Origin of the sequence: Oerskovia sp. Root918 (genome assembly GCF_001428945.1) — a bacterium.
GTDB classification, from domain to species: Bacteria; Actinomycetota; Actinomycetes; order Actinomycetales; family Cellulomonadaceae; genus Oerskovia; species Oerskovia enterophila.
Window position 1 is genome coordinate 60066 of sequence record NZ_LMJG01000005.1, and the last position, 19447, is coordinate 79512.

The following is a 19447-nucleotide window of genomic DNA, read 5'->3' on the forward strand; positions in this document are numbered from 1 at the left end:
CCCGGTCGACCGTGAAGGTCTCCTGGTCAGCCGTCCGCCGTGTCGTCGCGCGGTAGGTCGTGGTCGGCGCGCGGACGGCCGGGTCTTCCACCCGGCCGTCCCTCGTCACCGACCACGTCCTACCCGCTAGATGTCCAGGAACCTCACGTCCTTGGCGTTGCGCTGGATGAAGTTCCGGCGCGACTCGACGTCCTCGCCCATGAGGATCGAGAAGATCTCGTCCGCGGCGGCCGCGTCGTCGAGCGTGACCTGGTTGAGCGTGCGGTGCTCGGGGTCCATGGTCGTGTCCCACAGCTCCGAGTAGTCCATCTCGCCGAGACCCTTGTAGCGCTGGATCCCGTTCTCCTTGGGGATGCGCTTGCCCGCGGCCTGACCCGCGAGCAGGAACGCGTCGCGCTCCCGGTCGGAGTAGACGTAGTCGTGCGGCGCGTTGGACCACTTGAGGCGGTAGAGCGGCGGCTGCGCGAGGTACACGTGGCCGTGCTCGATCAGCGGACGCATGTACCGGAAGAGCAGCGTCAGCAGCAGCGTGCAGATGTGCTGGCCGTCGACGTCGGCGTCCGCCATGAGGACGATCTTGTGGTACCTCAGCTTGGCGATGTCGAAGTCCTCGCCGATGCCCGTGCCGAACGCCGTGATGAGCGCCTGGACCTCGTTGTTGCCCAGCGCACGGTCGAGGCGGGCGCGCTCGACGTTGAGGATCTTGCCTCGCAGCGGGAGGATCGCCTGGTTGTGCGGGTTGCGTCCACGGACGGCCGAGCCGCCTGCCGAGTCACCCTCGACGATGAAGACCTCGCACTCCTCGGGCCGGTTGGACTGGCAGTCCTTGAGCTTGCCCGGCATGCCGCCGGACTCGAGGAGCCCCTTGCGCCGCGTCGCCTCGCGCGCCTTGCGGGCGGCGAGCCGCGCCTGCGAGGCCTGGATGGCCTTGCGGATGATGTCGCGCGCCTCGGTCGGGTGCGAGTCGAACCAGTCCGTGAGCTGCGAGCGGACGACCCGCTGCACGAACGACTTCGCCTCGGTGTTGCCGAGCTTGGTCTTCGTCTGGCCCTCGAACTGGGGCTCGCCGAGCTTGATCGACAGGACGGCCGTGAGGCCCTCGCGGATGTCGTCACCCGTGAGGTTGTCGTCCTTCTCCTTGATGATGGCCTTGGCCCGCGCGTACTCGTTGACGAGCGAGGTCATGGCCGCACGGAAGCCCTCCTCGTGCGTGCCGCCCTCGGTCGTCGAGATCGTGTTGGCGAACGTGTGCACGGACTCGGAGTAGGCGCTGGTCCACTGGAGCGCGATCTCGACCGAGATGCGCCGCTCCTTGTCCTCGGACTCGAAGTCGATGATCTCGTCGTGGATCAGCTCGACCTTCTTGGCCGCGTTGAGGTGCTTGACGTAGTCCACCAGCCCCTCGTCGTACTTGTACGACACGACGCGGGGCTTGAACTCGTCCTCCCCCTCGGGGGCTGCGACGAGGTCCTCGGCGGGGTCCGAGACCTGGCCCGTGACCTCGTCGTCGGTGTCCAGGAACTGACGGCGCTCGTCCGTGAGCGTGATGCGCAGCCCCTTGTTGAGGAACGCGTACTGCTGAAAGCGCGAGCGGAGAGTCTCGAAGTCGAACTCGGTCGTCTCGAAGATCTCCGGGTCCGGCCAGAACGTCTGCGTCGTGCCGGTCTCCGTGGTGGCCTCGCCCTCGACGAGAGGCCCGTCGGTCTTGCCGCCGTCCTTGAAGTTCTGGCTCCAGACGTGGCCGTCGCGCTTGATCACCGTCTGGACCTTGCGCGACAACGCGTTGACGACCGAGATGCCCACGCCGTGCAGTCCACCGGAGACCGCGTAGCCGCCCCCGCCGAACTTCCCGCCGGCGTGCAGGATCGTCATGACGACCTCGACCGTGGGCTTGCCCTCGGTCGGGTGGATGGCGACGGGGATACCGCGGCCGTTGTCGGTGACGCGTACACCTCCGTCGGCCAGAAGTGTCACGTCGATCGTGTCGGCGTAGCCCGCGAGGGCTTCGTCCACAGAGTTGTCCACAACCTCGTACACCAGGTGGTGGAGCCCTCGCTCACCGGTCGAGCCGATGTACATACCGGGTCGCTTGCGGACGGCCTCGAGCCCTTCGAGGACGGTGATGTTGCTCGCGTCGTACGTGCCGCCCGAAGGGTCCTGGTCCAGGCCGGGACCTCCACCGCTCTCCGGGGGCAGGCTCGAAGGGACGTTGTCTGTGTGCTCTGCCACGGGCGGAAGCGCTCCTCGTCATCTTGCACGCGACAGGTTCACCCGCTGGGGAGGATCGCTGCACGGCTCATCGGTTCCGGCTCGCGCGCGTGCCAGTCGGCGCGCGCGGAGTGACCCGGAATGACCTCACCATTCTACCTGGGAGGCAGCCAAAACAGCGGATTATGAGCCCTTCGGAGCGAGTTCTCCACAAGGTTCTCCACAGGTCGGTGGATCTGTTCGCCGACAGCCTTGCCCGCGCACGGCGCGCGACCGTCATATCGGGACGAATCGCCCTCTAGATCAGCCGTAGGTGTCGCGCGGGCCACGGCCCCGGACGGTCTTGGGACCGCGACGGAAGCTGGGCCCGGCCGGGCCCAGGACGGTCACGGTCTCGACCACTCCCTCACCGACCTCCTGCGCCAGCCGCTCGAGCAGTCGAGGGGTCAGCAGCTTGACCTGGGTCGCCCATGCGGTCGAGTCCGCGCGCACCACGAGGACCTTGTCCTCGAAGGTCTCGGGCACGCAGTGGTCGGCCACCTGGTCGCCGACCACCTCGCGCCAGCGCCCGATCACCCCGCCGACCGACACGTCCTGCACCCACCCCCGCTCGTGGAGCAGCCGCTGGACGACCGCACTGAACGTCTGGGGGTCGCGCCCACCGGGCCGGGCCCCTGACGACGGGGGAGGGTCCGCCAGGATCCGCCGGGAGGGCTGCCCGGGACGGATGCCCTTGGCCCGGGCAGCGGCCCGAGCCCGGTTGAGCGCCTCGCGCGCTACCTGGGCCGGAGGGGTCAGGTCAACGACCTCGCCCACGGGCAGGCCTGCGGGACGTGCGGGCTCGTCGTCCTCGTGGCCGGCGGCGTCCTCGTCCGGGTCCTGGCCCCGGTCACGCACGACGGGTCACCTGCCCGTCGAGGACGTCGAGCCGCAGCCCCTGGAGCTGGGCCGGGACGTCGTCGGGCACCGCAGCCGTGATGATGACCTGGTTGGCCCCGGCGACCAGGTCCGCGAGCCGGTCGCGGCGGCGCACGTCGAGCTCGGCGAACACGTCGTCGAGCAGCAGGACGGGCTCGCCGTCGGGCCCCCAGTCCGGCGACCACAGGAGCGAGCCCGACGCCTGAGGCGCCCCGTCCGTGAGCAGCCGGTACGAGGCGAGGCGCAGCGCGAGCGCGAACGACCACGACTCGCCGTGGCTCGCGTACCCCTTGGCCGGCAGGTCGCCGAGCGTCAGGACGAGGTCGTCGCGGTGCGGCCCGACGAGGCACACCCCGCGGTCGATCTCCTTGCTGCGCAAGGAGGTCATGGCGGTCAGGAGCTGGGCCTCGAGCTCGGCGACGCTCAGGGCCTGCCCTTCCTGCCCGACGACGTCACTCGTCTCCTCGAGCGCGGCCGCGAGCGAGGAGCGGTACGCGACGTGCGCCTCTCCCTGACCCGAGCTCACCTGCTCGTAGGCTGCCGCCACGTACGGCTGCAGCGCGTCGACGAGCTGGAGCCTCAACGCGATGATCTCCGCGCCGGTCGACGCGAGCTTGGCGTCCCAGACGTCGAGCGTGCGCAGGTCGGGCGACTGCGACCGCGAGGCACGCATGGCGCCCCCTGCCGACTTGAGGAGCGCGCTGCGCTGCCGCAGCACGCGGTCGTAGTCGCTCAGGACGCCCGCGAACCGCGGGACGAGGAGCACCGCGAGCTGGTCCAGGAACTTGCGTCGACCGTCCGGGTCGCCCTTGACGAGAGCCAGGTCCTCAGGGGCGAACAGCACCGTGCGAGCGATGCCGAGCACGTCCCGAGGCCGGCTCGCCGGTGCCCGGTTGATCCTGGCCCTGTTCGCCTTCCCCGGGGTGATCTCGATCTCGACCGTGCTCGCCCGGTCCCCGCGGACGATCCTCGTACGGATCACGGCCCGCGGCGCACCGGCGCGGACCAGGGCCGCGTCCGACGGGACGCGGTGGCTGCCGAGCGTCGCGACGTAGCCGATCGCCTCGACGAGGTTCGTCTTGCCCTGGCCGTTGGGCCCGACGAAGGCGTTCACGCCGGGCTCGAGCTCGACGTCGACGGAGGTGTACGAACGGAAGTCCGCGAGGGAGAGGTGGGAGATGTACATCTGGTCCTACGGCTTGCGGTCGACGAGGTCGACGAGGCGATCTTCGTCCACAGGGCAGGGAGCAACTGTGGACACGACGGTCAGGAAGGTGCTCCCACCAGTGTGACGCCTCGACCCGAGGTTGTGCGCGCGAGGTACGAGGCGGCGTCGGGCAGGAAGGACGGAACCCGTCAGGAGGCCGGGCCCGCGGGCTTGACCGCGTGCCCGCCGAACTGCTGGCGCAGCGCCGCGACCGCCTTCATCGCGGGCGACGCGCCCTGCCGCGACGCGAAGCGCGCGAAGAGCGCGGCCGAGATGACAGGGAGGGGCACTGCGCTGTCGATCGCCTCGTCCACGGTCCAGCGGCCCTCGCCCGAGTCCTCGACCCAGTCGCTGATCGCGCCCAGCTCGGGGTCCTCCTCGAGCGCCTTGACCAGGAGGTCGAGCAGCCAGGACCTGACCACCGTGCCCCGCGTCCAGGCCTTGAGGGTGCCCGGGACGTCCGTCACGATGTCCTTGGCCTCGAGGAGCTCGTAGCCCTCGGCGTACGCCTGCATGAGTCCGTACTCGATGCCGTTGTGGACCATCTTGGCGTAGTGCCCCGCGCCGACGGCCCCCGCGTGGACGAACCCCTCGTCACGCGGCCCGTCCGGGCGCAGCGCGTCGAAGACCGGCATCACGGCCTCGACGAGAGCCGCGTCGCCGCCCACCATGAGCCCGTACCCGTTCTCGAGGCCCCAGACACCGCCCGAGACGCCGACGTCCAGGTAGCCGATGCCACGGGGCGCGAGCTGTGCGGCGTGCTCGGCGTCGTCCGAGAAGTGGGAGTTCCCGCCCTCGACGACCACGTCACCGCTCGTCAGCAGCTCGCCCAGCTCGGTGACCACCCCGCGGGTGATGGGCCCCGAGGGAACCATGACCCACACGACCCGCTGCCCGGCCGGAAGGGCCTCGACCAGCTCTGCCAGCGTCGAGACGTCCGAGACGTCCGGGTTGCGGTCGAAGCCCGTGACCTCGATGCCGCCGGCACGCAGGCGCGAACGCATGTTCGCGCCCATCTTGCCGAGTCCGACCAGACCGATGTGCGTGACCATCGCGTGCCTCCGTGCCGTTGAGCTCGTGTACTGCGCGGGCCGGCCCCTGCTAGCTCGCGAAGCGGATGGGGACCAGCAGGTAGCGGTAGTGCGAGGAGTCCTCGCCGTCCAGCGACTCCTGACCGGTGAACTCCACCGGCTTGTTCGGGTGCGTGAAGCTGAGGCGGACGAAGTCCGTCCCCAGGGCCCCGAGCCCGTCCAGCAGGAACTGCGGGTTGAACGCGACCGAGATCTCCTCGCCCACGAGCACCGCCTCGAGGGCCTCCGACGCCTGCGCGTCGTCGCCCTGGCCGGCGTCCAGGACGACCTGGCCGTCCGTGAAGGACAGCCGGATCGGCGTGTTGCGCTCGGCCACGAGGGACACGCGCTTGGCCGCGTCGATCAGCGGAGCGGTCGCCATGACCGCGTGGATCGGGGTCTCGTCGGGGAACAGACGGCGGACCGCGGGGTAGTCGCCGTCCACGAGCTGCGAGGTCGTGTGGCGTCCGCCGGCCTCGAAGCCGATGAGGTCGACGCCCGTACCGGCCGTGAGACCCACGTTGACCAGGCCCGAGCTGCCGAGCGACTTGGCGACGTCGTTGAGCGTGCGGGCACGGACCAGCGCGACCGCGCTGAAGTCGGGGGTGCCGGGGGTCCACGTGAGCTCACGCAGCGCGAGGCGGTAGCGGTCGGTCGCGAGCAGCGTGATGCGCTCGCCCTCGATCTCCATGCGGACGCCCGTCAGGAGCGGGAGCGTGTCGTCACGGCTCGCGGCGACCGTCACCTGCGCGACGGCGTGCGTCAGCTCGTCGCCAGAGACCGTGCCCGAGAGCTCCGGCATCGCGGGCAGGGCCGGGTAGTCCTCGACAGGCATGGTGAGGAGCGTGAAACGGCTCGCGCCACAGGTCACGATGACCTTGTTGCCCTCGACCGCGAAGTCGACGGGCTTGGCGGGCAGGGCGCGGGAGATCTCCGCCAGGAGTCGGCCGGACACCAGGACCGTGCCCGGCTCGGTCACCTCCGCGGGGATCTCCGAGCGCGCGGAGACCTCGTAGTCGAAGCTCGACAGACCGATCGTCCCGACGGCGTCGGCCTCGATGCGCACGCCCGCGAGGACGGGAGCAGGAGGTCGGGTCGGCAACGTACGGGCCGTCCACGTCACAGCGTCGGCCAGGACATCACGCTCAACCCGGAACTTCATCCCACACCCTCTCGTCCATGGATCGATCTTCACATGTCAGGCACTCCACCGCGCGGTGCACAGGTCCGGAGAGTGTCTGTGCAGAACTCTGCACGCACGTCACGGCGCCCTGCCGGCCCCCTCGTCGTCGGGGAGGCCGAGACCTTGCTCAGGTCGTGCCCGCATGAACCCTACGCGAGTCTGCGCGGGGTGCGGTACCTCTGGCACGCTCGTGGACGAGCGATCTCGAGCGCTCGTGACCTGCGCACTTCTCGGCTTCTCTGTGACGGCGGTCACAGGCGCGAGTTGAGGCAGCGCTGAGCTCTCGGGACCAGATGAAGGCGTGTGGATTTTTCCTGGTTAGAGATCATTCGTCGTAGTCATCGGTGCTGTGCAAAGTGTGGAAAAGCGCTCTCTTCCCAGGTCAGATGCCCTTTTTCCATGTGGACGAACCGGGGACGGGCCTGTGGGTAAATCGGAGGCACTGTTGACGACGGGTTGTCCACAGTTCGCCGTCCACCGGTCAGGTCTCCTCTGTCCACACGATGTGCCCCTTCGTCCACAGTTATCCACAGGCAGGTGCACAAGCTTGTGAGTTGAGGGCTCGGCGGGATGAGCCGTACACAGGACAGAGTGGCTTGTACACAGGGGATTGGGGACGCAGTGGTCCACTTCTGGGGACAGCGATGAGTCGCTGGTGGACATACCCCCAGGCCCTGTGGACAACTCTGGGGATGGCGGACCTCTCCGTACGGCTTGTACACAAGAGCTCGAAGGCAGTGTGCGTCCGTCGAGGCCGCCGGAGGTGCGGCCACCTGCCGTCGTGGGTTCCGGCGCGTCCCTGTGCACAAGGTCCGGGGCTCCGGTTCGGCTGTCCCTCAAGAGGCCGCATAAGCCGCATTCCGGGCTGGTGAACGGTCGATGAGTTGTAGGGGAGGTCGTCGTGTTGACCGGGAGTCGCGGGTCCACGCCGCGTCCTGAGGGCCCGTGGTCGTCCTCCGTCGTGCTGGGGGGCGGGGTTCGGCGACGAGTCGGGCCGAGGTGGTCCGAGGGGCATCTGGGCCACAGACATCGGTATGAACGGCAGCTGGTGATCGTTGACGATCGACGGGACCCGCCGTCGGGCGCGCAGCGCGGGGGACGATCGTCGGGTGTGGCGACGTGCGTGGGACGGCCCAGGGTCCACGTGGTTGCCTGTGGACGGTGAGAGCGTGGGGCTGCTCGGGGCTGTGGCAGGGCCCGTTCGAAGGCCGGGAGAGGCACCGAGAGTGCCCCTCGGCGGGATCGAGAGCAGGACGGTAGGAACAGACGGAGTCGTCGAGCAGCGTCAGCCCCGGTGCTGCTGCTTGATCCTGCTTGTCAGCTCGGTCACCTGGTTGTACGTCGACCGGCGCTCGGCCATCTGCTCGGTGATCTTCCTGTTCGCGTGCATGACCGTGGTGTGGTCGCGGCCGCCGAACTGCTGGCCGATCTTCGGCAGGGACAGGTCGGTGAGCTCACGGCACAGGTACATGGCGATCTGACGAGCCGTGACGAGGACCCGGGAGCGCGAGCTTCCGCAGAGGTCCTCGATCGTCAGTCCGAAGTACGCAGCCGTCTGAGCGATCACGCTCGCCGGGGTGATCTCGGACGCGTCGTCGTCGGTGATGAGGTCCTTGAGGACGATCTCGGCGAGGGCGAGATCCACCTGCTGGCGGTTGAGGTTCGCGAAGGCCGTCACGCGGATGAGTGCACCCTCGAGCTCGCGGATGTTCGTGGAGATCTTGGAACCGATGTAGGACAGCACGTCCGCCGGCGCCGCGAGCCGCTCGCTCGCAGCCTTCTTGCGCAGGATGGCGATGCGAGTCTCGAGGTCCGGGGGCTGGACGTCGGTGATCAGACCCCACTCGAAGCGGCTGCGCAGGCGGTCCTCGAAGCCGTTGAGCTGCTTGGGCGGGAGGTCCGAGGTGATGACGAGCTGCTTGTTGGCGTTGTGCAGCGCGTTGAAGGTGTGGAAGAACTCCTCCATCGTCTGTTCCTTGCCCTGCAGGAACTGGATGTCGTCGATCAGGAGCACGTCGACGTCGCGGTAGCGCCGCTGGAACGTCCCGGCCTTGCCCTCGCTGATCGAGTTGATGAAGTCGTTCGTGAACTCCTCGGAGTTCACGTAGCGCACGCGGACGTTCGGGTACAGGTTGTGCGCGTAGTGGCCGATCGCGTGCAGGAGGTGCGTCTTGCCGAGGCCGGACTGCCCGTAGATGAAGAGGGGGTTGTAGGCCTTGGCAGGCGCCTCGGCGACTGCGACCGCGGCAGCGTGCGCGAACCGGTTCGAAGATCCGATGACGAACGTCTCGAAGATGTACTTCGGGTTCAGCCTCGTCGGTTCAGCGGGAGGACGCTGCGGCGAGGGAGCAGGCAAGGGGCGCTCGTGCTCGATCTCGGCCCGCAGGGGCATCGGTTCGGGCGAGCTCGCCGTGAGAGCGGCGGGGGACGGCGGCTCGGAGCTGAGCTCGGGATCGACCGTGATGCCGAACCGGACGTCACGGCCGAGTGCGCCGGACATCGCGGAGACGAGCTCGTCGCGCACGCGCGTCTCGAGGTAGGTGCGGGTCTGTTCGTGGGGGACGGCGATGAAGACGGTGTCGTCGAGGATCGCCAACGGCTTCGCGAGCTTGATGAATGCGATCTGCCGCGGCGTCATGTCGGGGCTGGCCTCGAGGACGGCGATGGTCTGTGCCCAGACATCTGTGATGTTCTCGTCAGGGTGGGGCACCAGGTGATTCCTTCGTCGTCGGGTGGAGCATGAGGAGCAGGACCGCTCTGGAGTGTGTCACGCAGACCGGTTATCCACATAGTTTTCCACAACCTGTGGGCTGCTAGCAGACTGGGCTTCTGACGTCACATCACGTGCCGACGACGGGCGACCGGTGGACCTCCGACCCAGGTCTTCGACGGACGGAGTCGGATCGGTGCATGCTGGAGGAACGACGGTCGTGCAGCCAGCCTAGACGTATCGGCTACTGCACGACATATCATGACAGGCTCGGCGCGTTCCAGCCCGGGTTTGACCCGAGGGGGTCCCGCGGCGTAACGTCATACAGCCGTTCCAGGTACTTTCGCGCGCCCTCACGGGGGCGAATCCACGGACACATCGTGGCGGGTACACGGACGGCTGGGATGCAGAACTGCATCTCTTCCAGCTGTAGCACTGCATCGTCGAGGACATAGACGGTGTACCTCCCCGACGTTCTTGGAGTACCTCGTGAGCAAGCGGACTTTCCAGCCGAACAACCGGCGCCGTGCGAAGACCCACGGTTTCCGGCTGCGTATGCGCACCCGCGCCGGCCGCGCCATCCTGGCTGCCCGTCGTCGCAAGGGCCGCGCCGAGCTCTCTGCCTGACAGCAGGTGCTGCCCGCGGCGCACCGCATGCGCCGTTCCGTAGATTTTGAACGGGCGGTGCGCAGCGGCGTGCGCGCGGGACGATCGACCGTGGTGGTTCATCTCACCCAGGATTCTGGGGGAGACGGGCCACCACAGGTCGGTTTTGTCGTATCCAAGGCTGTGGGCAACGCCGTGCACCGGAACAAGGTGAAGCGGCGTCTGCGCGCCGCCTCGCAGTCGTACCTGGATGCGCTCCCGCCGCAGACCCGCGTGGTGGTCCGAGCTCTTCCCGCATCGGCGTCCAGCGACTTCGCTCAGCTTGATCAGGACCTTGCGTCCTGCCTCAAGCGTGCTGTGACCCGGTGGGGCCAACGGACGGCGGACGCATGAGTGCGGCAGTCCCTGTGGAACCACCGGGTGTCAGCACCTCTGGGTGGGCGTCACGGTCGTGGCGCCTCGTCCGCAGGATTCCCCTGCTCGTGCTCGTCGGCCTGATCCGGGGATATCAGAGCGTCATCTCCCCGATGACTGGCCCGACCTGCAAGTACTACCCCTCGTGCTCGCAGTACGCGCTCGTCGCGATACGACGGCACGGTGTGCTGCGAGGCGTATGGCTTGCCGTCTGGCGGCTGCTGAGGTGCAACCCCTGGAGCAAGGGGGGCGTCGACGACGTTCCCGAGGCGCTGAGGAAGCACTCGCACTAGTCCTCCTGCCGGCGACGTCGGCGGGACCCAGTTTGTTGAAGGTTAGGGAGTAGTACGGATGGACTTCTTCAAGTTCCTCGAGCCGATCGAATGGGTCGTCGCGTGGATCATGTACCTGTGCCACCAGGGGCTCGTGTTCCTGGGCATGGGCGACGGGCCTGGTCTCGGTTGGGTGTTCTCGATCGTCGGGCTCGTGATCATCATCCGTATCCTCCTGATCCCGCTCTTCTTCAAGCAGATCAAGGCCTCCCGCGGCATGCAGATGCTGCAGCCGGAGATGCAGGCGATCCAGAAGAAGTACAAGGGCAAGTCGGACCCGGCGTCCCGTGAGGCAATGAGCCGCGAGACCATGGAGCTCTACAAGAAGCACGGGACGAACCCGTTCGCCTCGTGCCTGCCGATCCTTCTGCAGTCGCCCATCTTCTTCGCACTGTTCCGCGTGCTCAACGGTCTGGTGCCGATCTCGACGGGTGATGCCGACCCGATCGGCCCCATCAATGCAGCGGTCGCCAAGGACATCGAGAGCTCGTCGCTCTTCGGGGCCCACCTGTCTGATGTCTTCCTGAAGACGGATGACCTCCAGGCGAAGATCGTGATCGGCTGCCTCATCGTCGCGATGTGCGCCACGACGTTCTTCACGCAGCGCCAGCTGACCATGAAGAACATGCCGAAGTCGGCGCTCGAGGGCCCCATGGCCTCGACGCAGAAGATGATGCTCTACGTCTTCCCCTTCATCTTCGCCGTCTCCGGCGTGAACTTCCCCGTCGGTGTCCTGGTCTACTGGACGACGACGAACCTCTGGTCCATGGGGCAGCAGTTCTACACGATCAAGCGCATGCCGGCACCGGGGTCCGAGGCGGAGCGGCTCATGCTCGAGCGCAAGAAGCGCAAGGCTGCGGCCAAGGGGATCGTCGAGGAAGCTGCTCCGGTCATCGAGCAGCCGCGAGGACAGCGTCAGCAGCCCAAGCGCAAGGACCGTCAGAAGCCCGGTACGCCTCGCGTCATCACCGGAACCACGGCTCCGTCCGACAAGGTCGAGGATGCACCTGTCGACGACGAGACCGGCGGCACGGCACAGGGAACCGGTAAGGGTTCTCCGTCCCCGAAGAAGCCGAAGAAGTAGCCCTAGTCCTGTTCCGAGAGCACCGAGGATCCTTGCGACCCGGGGTTCTCCTGACCCCCAAGGAGTCAGCATGTCGTCGACCGACGCACCCGCTGCAGAAGACCACGCTCCCGACGAGATGACGCGCCTCGAGGAAGAGGGCGAGGTCGCGGCGGACTACCTCGAGGAGTTCCTCGATATCGCGGACCTCGACGGTGACATCGACATCGACATCGATCACGGCCGCGCAGCCCTCGAGATCGTGGCCGATGACGCGGCGTCGCTCCGGCACCTGGTGGGCAAGGAGGGTGAGGTGCTGGACGCACTGCAGGAGCTCACCCGCCTCGCTGTCCAGGCTCGGACGGGGGAGCGTAGTCGACTGATGCTCGACATCGCCGGGTTCCGGGCTCAGCGCAAGGTCGAGCTCACGGAGCTCGCCACCGTGGCGATCGCCAAGGTTCGTGAGTCGGGCGAAGAGTTGTCCATGGAGCCGCTCAACGCATTCGAGCGCAAGGTTGTCCACGATGTCGTGGCGGCTGCTGGGCTCACGAGCGACTCTCGTGGCACGGACCCGGAACGCTATGTCGTGATCCGGCCTGCAGGGGCCTCCTGACCCGATCAGTCGTTCAACAGTCGCTGAGCCGCCCGATGTTTCACGTGAAACATCGGGCGGCTCTGTCGTGTCGGGACACGGCGAGCCGGCGGACCGGTGTCGAGCTCAAGGATCGAGGGTCGTGTGACACACCGCCCTGCCCTGAGGCATCCGTCAGCGTGGCAAAGTCGACCCGGGCATCGACGTGCCCGCTGTCCCTGGTCCCACGCAGGAGCAAACCCTCTTCGTAGCGCAGCGGTAGACCAGTACGCCGGGGAGGGGCGGCAAGATCGTGAAGCTCGATCCTTGGAAAGGGGGAGGGCTCGGGTCTCGTGATCGCCCACGGATATCGAGGGCGAGATCTGCGCACACCCACGGATTGCGAGGGCGGGAGAACCGAACGGCCGGACCGCTCAAGGCCGGGACGTGACACCATGGACCCTGGTTGTCCAGCACTACGGGGATCTCGCCGCACAGGTGATCTGCATCGAAAGAGGAGTACATGACGAACGAGATGAGCGACGGCATCCCGAGCGACGTTTCACGAGAAGCGCTCGCGGATTCGCCCGAAGTCCAGCGGTACTTCGGAGACGCCTTTCCTCTCGTCTCGCGGTTCGCAGAGATGCTGCACGACCAGGGAGAGTTGCGTGGCTTGATCGGTCCGCGTGAGGTCTCTCGCATCTGGGAGCGCCACATCCTCAACTCCGCTGCGGTCGTGCAGTACCTTCCGACGAATGGAACGATCGCAGACATCGGATCCGGCGCGGGGCTTCCGGGCATCGTCATCGCGGCGATGCTTCCGGACGCGCAGGTGCTGCTGATCGAGCCCATGGAGCGTCGTTGCACCTGGCTGAACGAGGTGGTGGACGAACTTGAGCTCACCAACGTGGAGGTCAAGCGAGGCCGGGCCGAGGAGTACCACGGCGCCTTCCAGTGCGAGGCCGTCACGTCTCGTGCCGTGGCTGCGCTCGAGAAGCTTGCGAGGATGTCCCTACCTCTCGTGGAGCGCGGGGGAGAGATGGTGGTCCTCAAGGGCAGGAACGTCCAACAGGAGATCGAGCCGGCCCGGAAGGTTCTGCGAAAGTACAAGACGGAGGAGCCCCAGGTCCTGGAGGCCTTCAGCGTCGACGGCGTCGAGCCGACGACGGTGCTTCGGGTGCGTCGTACTCCTGCCTGAGCGGGCGAGCCCAGGGACGGCCGTGCAGGAACGTCCCAGGACGGATCCGTGAGGTAGCGTCGAGAACACGGGACTCGCGGGTATGAGGCGGCAGTGATGTCGCGTGATGGCCTTGTCCGCCGAGTTTCGGGGCGACACGCGCTCGAGACCCCGGTCAATACCGAGTCTTGAGCGCATGCTGTGAGGTGGGTCAATTGAGGGAGATGGGCGTGACTGAGAGTTCCGACCGGTACCAGAGCATGCCGTTCGATCATCGAGAAGCGGTGCCGTTCGCGGAGGTTTCACGTGAAACATCGTCGACCGACTCCGGGAACCAGGGCGCAGCGGCCTTGACGAGCGAAGACGATCGCCGTGCTGCCCTGATGGCCAGCCTGCCCGAGATGGACGACGACACGCCTCTCGCAGCCCAGCTCACCATCGATGCGCGGCGTCGGATCGACCTCCATGGACGACAGTTCCCCCGTCCTGCAACGACCCGCATCATCACGATCGCCAACCAGAAGGGTGGCGTCGGGAAGACGACGACGACCGTCAACCTCGCTGCTGGTCTTGCCCAGGCAGGATTGAATGTCCTTGTGATCGACAACGATCCGCAGGGCAATGCGTCGACGGCGCTCGGTGTCGAGCACCGCGCTGGGACGCCCTCTGTCTACGAGGTGCTGGTCGACGGCGCCCCGCTCGCTTCTGCGGTCCAGCAGTGCCCCGACATCCCGAGCCTCTGGTGCGTCCCTGCGACGATCGACCTGTCGGGTGCAGAGATCGAGCTCGTCTCCTTGGTTTCACGTGAAACACGGCTGCGGCGTGCGGTGGATGTCTACCTGGAGGAACGCATCGCTCAGGGGCTCGAACGCATCGACTACGTCTTGGTCGATTGCCCTCCCAGCCTCGGCCTACTGACTGTCAATGCCTTCGTGGTCGGCCGGGAAGTGCTCATTCCGATCCAGTGCGAGTACTACGCCCTGGAAGGCTTGAGCCAGCTCCTCAAGACGATCGAGCTGATCAAGGCGCACTTGAATCCCCAGCTGCATGTCTCGAGCATTCTCTTGACCATGTACGACGGTCGTACCAACCTCGCACAGCAGGTTGCGTCCGAGGTGCGCGAGCACTTCCCCGAGCAGACCCTCAGGACGACCGTGCCTCGCTCGGTACGCATCTCCGAAGCGCCGAGTCACGGGCAGACCGTCATCACGTACGACCCCAGCTCCACGGGTGCGCTCGCCTATCTCGAAGCCGCTCGGGAAGTTGCTGACCGTGGACGCCCCATACTCGTTCAACCCGTTGACGGAGCATCTCGCGACGTCTCCCGGCAGAACTACCTCGCCGAACGATGGGCAGTGCTGCCTAGCTACCAGGAGGATGCACGATGAGTGAGAAGCGCCGTGGGCTTGGGCGTGGTCTAGGGGCCCTGATTCCGACGAGCCCAGAGCGTGAACGCCCCGTGGACGTGTTCTTCCCGTCGGCGCCGCAGGCTGCAGCGCCGATCGAGCAGAACACCAACCCGAAGGGCGGGGGAGTGGGGTCGTCGGTTCTGGGCGGCTCGACCGTCCTGACCATCGAGCGCGAGAGCTCTGATTCACCGGCTGGATTGATCGGTCTGGACGATGCGACCAGTGACCTTGATGCGTCTTCTCGGCCACTCATCCCCACCGCGGCGTCGACTGCGGCAGGAGATGCGCAGGCCGGTGATGTTTCACGTGAAACACCCGCGACAACCGAGAGTGCGAACACCGCCACAACTTCGGAAGACGGCCTGGTCCCTGTCCCCGGCGCGACGTTCGCCGAGCTTCCCGTGGGGCTCATTCGCGCGAACTCTCGCCAGCCTCGCACCGTGTTCGACGAGGGCGAGCTCGACGAACTGGTCGGATCGATCAAGGAGATCGGTGTTCTCCAGCCCATCGTCGTTCGCCGTGACCCGGAGAACGAGGGCGCATACGAGCTCATCATGGGGGAGCGGCGCTGGCGTGCGACGCAGGCCGCAGGCCTGGACGTCATTCCGGCGATCATTCGCGAGACGGAGGACGCAGATCTTCTGCGCGACGCACTGCTCGAGAACCTCCATCGCAGCGCGCTCAATCCTCTCGAGGAAGCTGCCGCCTACCGTCAGCTGCTCGACGACTTCGGGTGCACACACGAAGAGCTCGGTACCCGGATCTCTCGCAGCCGGTCGCAGATCTCCAACATGCTGCGCCTGCTGCGCCTGCCCCCGCTCGTGCAGCGCCGGGTGGCAGCGGGAGTGCTCTCGGCCGGGCACGCCCGCGCTCTGCTGGGTCTCACGGACGGCGCAGAGATCGAACGCCTCGCTCAGAGGATCGTCTCCGAGGGGCTGTCGGTCAGGGCGACCGAGGAGATCGTCGCTCTTGGCGGGCTCGACGCGAAGAAGCCCGTGGAACGCGCACCTCGACCAGGGCAGCGCATCGCAGCGATCGACGACCTTGCGGTCCGGCTCTCCGACCGGTTCGAGACACGGGTCAAGGTGGACCTGGGCAAGAACAAGGGCCGATTGACGGTGGAGTTCGCGTCGGTCGAGGACCTCAACAGGATCCTTGACCTCATGGCACCGGAGGACCCAGGTCTGCTGCGTCAGTAGGACCAGACGCCAACATGGCGGCTGCCTGATGTTTCACGTGAAACACGAAGCCCCGGTGAGTACCAGCTCACCGGGGCTTCGTGCGGTCGGGAGGACGTTCGTCAGATCGCCGGGACTCGTGCCTCGACGCTCTGCGCGACGATCCGCCGATAGAGGCCGCCGAGGTCGAGGCCCGCTGCGTGGGCAGCCTGCGGGAAGAGCGAGGTCTCGGTCATACCCGGGGCGACGTTGACCTCGAGGAAGTGGGGCACGCCGTCCGGGTCGACGATCAGGTCCGACCGGGAGAGGCCGCGAAGTCCCAGGGCCACATGAGCGTCGACGGCGACCTGGGCCACGCGTGCAGCCACGGGTGCGGAGAGACGAGCGGGCGCGAAGTAGCTGGTGCGGCCCGGGTTGTACCGGGCGTCGTAGTCGTACGGACCGTCGGTGACGATCTCGACAGCGGGAAGAGCATGCGGACCATCGGGGCCGTCGACGACGCTGACAGCCACCTCGACACCCTGGACCGCCTTCTCGATGAGCGCGAGCTCGCCGTAGGAGAAGCAGTCCACCATGGCTCGCGGAAGGTCCTCGGCCCGTGACACGAGGGTGACGCCCAGCGCTGAGCCCCCCTGGTTCGGCTTGACCACGAGCGGCAGTCCCAGCCGGCTGACGACCGCGTCGAGGACAGGCTGAGCGCCGAGCTCCCGGAAGAGGCTCTGGGGGAGGGTCACGTAGTCGGGAGTGTCGATCCCCGCGCCCAGCACGACGTTCTTGGCGATGGCCTTGTTCCACGCCGCACGAGAGGCCCTGGGCCCGGTGCCGACGTAGTCCAGTCCCAGGAGCTCGAGCACGTCTCGGACGGACCCGTCCTCGCCGCTCGCGCCGTGCAGGAGCGGCCACACGACGTCCGGGCGGTCGCCGGCCAGGGTCGAGAGCAGCGAGGCGTCGACATCGAGCACCGTCACGTCCATCCCTGCTCCACGCAGGGACTCCGCGACGCGTCGACCCGACCGGAGCGACACGTCGCGCTCGTGCGAGAGCCCTCCGGCGAGGATGACGACGCGCTGCACCTCGGGACGGGATGAGGCGGCAACGCTCCCCGTCGTCGAGGCAGCGTCGGGCTCGACGACGTCCTCCGCAAGAATGGCATTCTCCGCAGCAGTACCCACGGTCTTGGTCCTCTCGACGTTCTGCAAGGTGCTCTCGTGCGCGGGGGTGGTGCTCACGCGAGGTTGGGGCCAGGGTTCTCGACGTCGGTCAGGTCCGAGTCCGGAGCGCCCGACGTTCCGAAGATCTCGACGAGGTCCCTCTCCGCGGACACCACGCCGGCAAACCGGCGGACGCCTTCGCGGATGCGCTCCGGCGTCGGGAAGCAGTAGGAGAGGCGCACGTGGTCCGCGCCGGAGCCGTCGGCGTAGAACGCCGTGCCGGGGACGTAGGCGACCCGCGCCGTGACCGCTCGCGGCAGCATGGAACGGGCATCGAGCCCGTCGGGAAGCTTGACCCAGGTGTAGAAGCCTCCGTCGGGAACGGTCCACGTCGCCGACGGCAGGTGCTCGGAGAGGGCGCCGATCATGGCGTCGCGACGCTCGCGGTAGAGCTCGCGGAACTGCTTGATCTGTCCCTGCCAGTCGCAGGTCTCGAGGTACGTCGCGATGGCGAGCTGCGAGGCGTTCGAGGGGCAGAGGATGGCCGACTCGCTCGCCAGGACCAGCTTCTCGCGGACCGCGTGCGGGGCCACGACCCAGCCGACCCGGTAGCCAGGTGCGAAGGTCTTGGAGAATGACCCGAGGTAGAGCACGCCCTCGTCGTCGAGCGAGCGCAGCGCCGGCAGGGGGTCGCCATCGAAGCCCAGCAGCCCGTAGGGGTTGTCCTCGATCACGAGGACGCCGAATCGCTGCGCGATCTCGAGGATGCGAGGGCGGCGCTCGAGCGACATGGTGACGCCGGCAGGGTTGTGGAAGTTGGGGACCGTGTAGAGCAGCTTGACGCGGCGTCCCTCGGCCGCGAGGCGGGTCAAGGTCTCCTCGAGCGCCTCGGGGATCAGCCCGTGCTCGTCGAGAGGGACGTGGACGATGTCCGCCTGGTAGGACCGGAACACGCCGAGTGCGCCGACATAGCTGGGGGCCTCGGCGACGACGACGTCGCCCGGGTCGATGAAGATGCGCGTCACCAGGTCGAGAGCCTGCTGCGAGCCCGTCGTCACGACGACGTCGTCGGGATGACAGTCGATGCCCTCGAGACGGACGATGTCGATGATGCGCTCACGGAGCTCCTCGGCGCCCTGCCCCGAGCCGTACTGGAGCGCGGTGGTGCCGCGGGTCGCGACGAGCCGCTGCATGGCGTCGGCGATGGTGTCGAGGGGAAGACCTTCGAGGTAGGGCATCCCACCGGCGAGCGAGACGACCTCGGGGCGATTCGCGACCGCGAACAGGGCGCGAATCTCCGACGCTCGCATGCCGTGGGCTCGCTCGGCGTAGGCGCCGAACCACGGGTCGAGGCGGGTGCCCCCGGAGGGAGCGGGCTGAGCGGGGTGCGTCGGTGTCGTGCTCACGATCCCCAGTCTCGCACGACGAATCGGGGGGAACAGTGAAGGGGCCGCTCCCCGGACGCCGTCAGGGGTCCTGTCGTGCCTCCGCGTCGGGTCGGCCGGGCCGGCGGTCGTCGCCCGTCGCCTGTCGGCCCGGTCGGCAGCCGACGACCGCACGACGCGGCGTCAGCGCGTTGGCCAGGGCGGAGCATCGATGGCCACGGAGCAGCGGGACGACGAAGGGGTGGCCGGTCGCGAGGACCGGCCACCCCTTCGAGGTGAGCTCCGCGCAGGCGCGGAGCATGTCAGGTCAGGAGAGCAGCGCGTCGATCTCCTCGACGAGGATGCGCTTGGGGCGCCCGCCGACGATCGACTTCACCAGCTCGCCGCCCGAGTAGAAGTTGAGCGTCGGGATCGAGACCACGCCGTACGCGGCCGTGATCGCGGGGTTCTCGTCCGAGTCGAGCTTGGCGATCTTGACCTTGCCTGCGTACTCGCCCGCGAGCTCCTCGAGGATCGGGGCGATCTGCAGGCACGGACCGCACCAGGTCGCCCAGAAGTCCACGATGACGGGAACGTCCGACTCGAGGACCTCGGCCTTGAACGTCTCGTCGGTGACCTTGACCGTGTTGCTCATCGGATCTCCTCCAGTGCCTGCGGCAGCTCGTCGGGGTTGGGGACGTCGGGGGTGCCCGCGATCTCGGGGAGGCCTGCGGCGTCCTCGAAGGCGTCGGCGAGCTCGGTGAGGTAGCGCTGGGCGTCGAGTGCCGCGGAGCAGCCGGAGCCGGCCGCGGTGATGGCCTGGCGGTAGGTGTGGTCGACGGCGTCGCCGCACGCGAACACGCCCTCGATGTTGGTCAGGGTCGGG

Annotated in this window: 17 protein-coding genes and 1 pseudogene; 8 read left to right on the plus strand and 10 right to left on the minus strand. The window is 67.6% G+C overall.

Going from position 1 to position 19447, the window contains the following annotated elements:
- Positions 1-126: 126 nt before the first annotated feature.
- The 6 genes from gyrB to dnaA all read right to left on the minus strand — a co-directional run bounded on the left by gyrB (position 127) and on the right by dnaA (position 9296).
- Positions 127-2166 (minus strand): DNA topoisomerase (ATP-hydrolyzing) subunit B, encoded by a 2040-nt coding sequence (gene gyrB, locus ASE27_RS07095; protein WP_225220065.1) that lies wholly within the window; start codon positions 2164-2166, stop codon positions 127-129.
- Positions 2167-2511: 345 nt separating this feature from the next.
- Entirely contained in the window at positions 2512-3105 is a 594-nt protein-coding gene (locus ASE27_RS07100; protein WP_235535378.1) for a DUF721 domain-containing protein, read from the minus strand.
- Positions 3098-4312 carry a DNA replication/repair protein RecF gene (gene recF, locus ASE27_RS07105; RefSeq protein WP_056648084.1) on the minus strand — a complete coding sequence of 405 codons (1215 nt, stop codon included), beginning with the start codon at positions 4310-4312 and terminating at the stop codon, positions 3098-3100. Before recF ends, ASE27_RS07100 begins: the two co-directional genes overlap by 8 nt.
- A gap of 170 nt (positions 4313-4482) precedes the next feature.
- Positions 4483-5385, minus strand: a complete 903-nt coding sequence (gene gnd, locus ASE27_RS07110; protein ID WP_056648087.1) for a phosphogluconate dehydrogenase (NAD(+)-dependent, decarboxylating) — start codon at positions 5383-5385, stop codon at positions 4483-4485.
- A gap of 49 nt (positions 5386-5434) precedes the next feature.
- Positions 5435-6565 (minus strand): DNA polymerase III subunit beta, encoded by a 1131-nt coding sequence (gene dnaN / locus ASE27_RS07115; RefSeq protein ID WP_056648090.1) that lies wholly within the window; start codon positions 6563-6565, stop codon positions 5435-5437.
- A 1306-nt stretch (positions 6566-7871) separates the two neighbouring features.
- On the minus strand, positions 7872-9296 hold the full coding sequence (gene dnaA, locus ASE27_RS07120; protein ID WP_056648091.1) for a chromosomal replication initiator protein DnaA: 1425 nt from the start codon (positions 9294-9296) through the stop codon (positions 7872-7874).
- Between the two features lie 489 nt (positions 9297-9785).
- On the opposite strand from dnaA, the gene rpmH reads away from it, so the two are divergent.
- The 8 genes from rpmH to ASE27_RS07150 all read left to right on the plus strand — a co-directional run bounded on the left by rpmH (position 9786) and on the right by ASE27_RS07150 (position 16067).
- Positions 9786-9923, plus strand: a complete 138-nt coding sequence (gene rpmH, locus ASE27_RS19725; RefSeq protein WP_010849920.1) for a 50S ribosomal protein L34 — start codon at positions 9786-9788, stop codon at positions 9921-9923.
- 6 nt (positions 9924-9929) lie between these two features.
- The gene (gene rnpA, locus ASE27_RS19730; protein ID WP_082608662.1) at positions 9930-10295 is read left to right on the plus strand and encodes a ribonuclease P protein component; all 366 of its coding nucleotides are present in this window, start codon (positions 9930-9932) and stop codon (positions 10293-10295) included.
- A complete protein-coding gene (gene yidD / locus ASE27_RS07125) occupies positions 10292-10609 on the plus strand; it encodes a membrane protein insertion efficiency factor YidD (protein ID WP_082608663.1) in 318 nt (105 codons plus the stop codon). The genes rnpA and yidD overlap by 4 nt, the downstream gene beginning before the upstream one ends.
- 58 nt (positions 10610-10667) lie before the next feature.
- Positions 10668-11732, plus strand: coding sequence for a membrane protein insertase YidC (yidC, locus tag ASE27_RS07130; protein ID WP_056648098.1), 1065 nt, complete (start codon positions 10668-10670; stop codon positions 11730-11732).
- A gap of 70 nt (positions 11733-11802) precedes the next feature.
- Positions 11803-12324, plus strand: a complete 522-nt coding sequence (locus tag ASE27_RS07135; protein ID WP_056648102.1) for a R3H domain-containing nucleic acid-binding protein — start codon at positions 11803-11805, stop codon at positions 12322-12324.
- Between the two features lie 481 nt (positions 12325-12805).
- Complete coding sequence (rsmG, locus tag ASE27_RS07140) at positions 12806-13480, plus strand: 16S rRNA (guanine(527)-N(7))-methyltransferase RsmG (protein ID WP_082608664.1); 675 nt, start codon at positions 12806-12808, stop codon at positions 13478-13480.
- Positions 13481-13683: 203 nt separating this feature from the next.
- Positions 13684-14847 (plus strand): ParA family protein, encoded by a 1164-nt coding sequence (locus ASE27_RS07145; protein WP_369800557.1) that lies wholly within the window; start codon positions 13684-13686, stop codon positions 14845-14847.
- Complete coding sequence (locus ASE27_RS07150; RefSeq protein ID WP_056648105.1) at positions 14844-16067, plus strand: ParB/RepB/Spo0J family partition protein; 1224 nt, start codon at positions 14844-14846, stop codon at positions 16065-16067. Before ASE27_RS07145 ends, ASE27_RS07150 begins: the two co-directional genes overlap by 4 nt.
- Before the next feature lie 101 nt (positions 16068-16168).
- On the opposite strand, the gene ASE27_RS07155 is transcribed toward ASE27_RS07150, so the two are convergent.
- The 4 genes and pseudogenes from ASE27_RS07155 to ASE27_RS20430 form a co-directional block, all read right to left on the minus strand.
- The gene (locus tag ASE27_RS07155) at positions 16169-17119 is read right to left on the minus strand and encodes a D-alanine--D-alanine ligase (protein WP_056648158.1); all 951 of its coding nucleotides are present in this window, start codon (positions 17117-17119) and stop codon (positions 16169-16171) included.
- A gap of 152 nt (positions 17120-17271) precedes the next feature.
- A complete protein-coding gene (locus ASE27_RS07160; RefSeq protein ID WP_056648108.1) occupies positions 17272-18603 on the minus strand; it encodes a PLP-dependent aminotransferase family protein in 1332 nt (443 codons plus the stop codon).
- Between the two features lie 286 nt (positions 18604-18889).
- A complete protein-coding gene (gene trxA / locus ASE27_RS07170) occupies positions 18890-19216 on the minus strand; it encodes a thioredoxin (RefSeq protein ID WP_056648114.1) in 327 nt (108 codons plus the stop codon).
- Positions 19213-19447: pseudogene (locus ASE27_RS20430) on the minus strand (thioredoxin-disulfide reductase); the annotation flags it as partial. The gene trxA and the pseudogene ASE27_RS20430, both read right to left, overlap by 4 nt.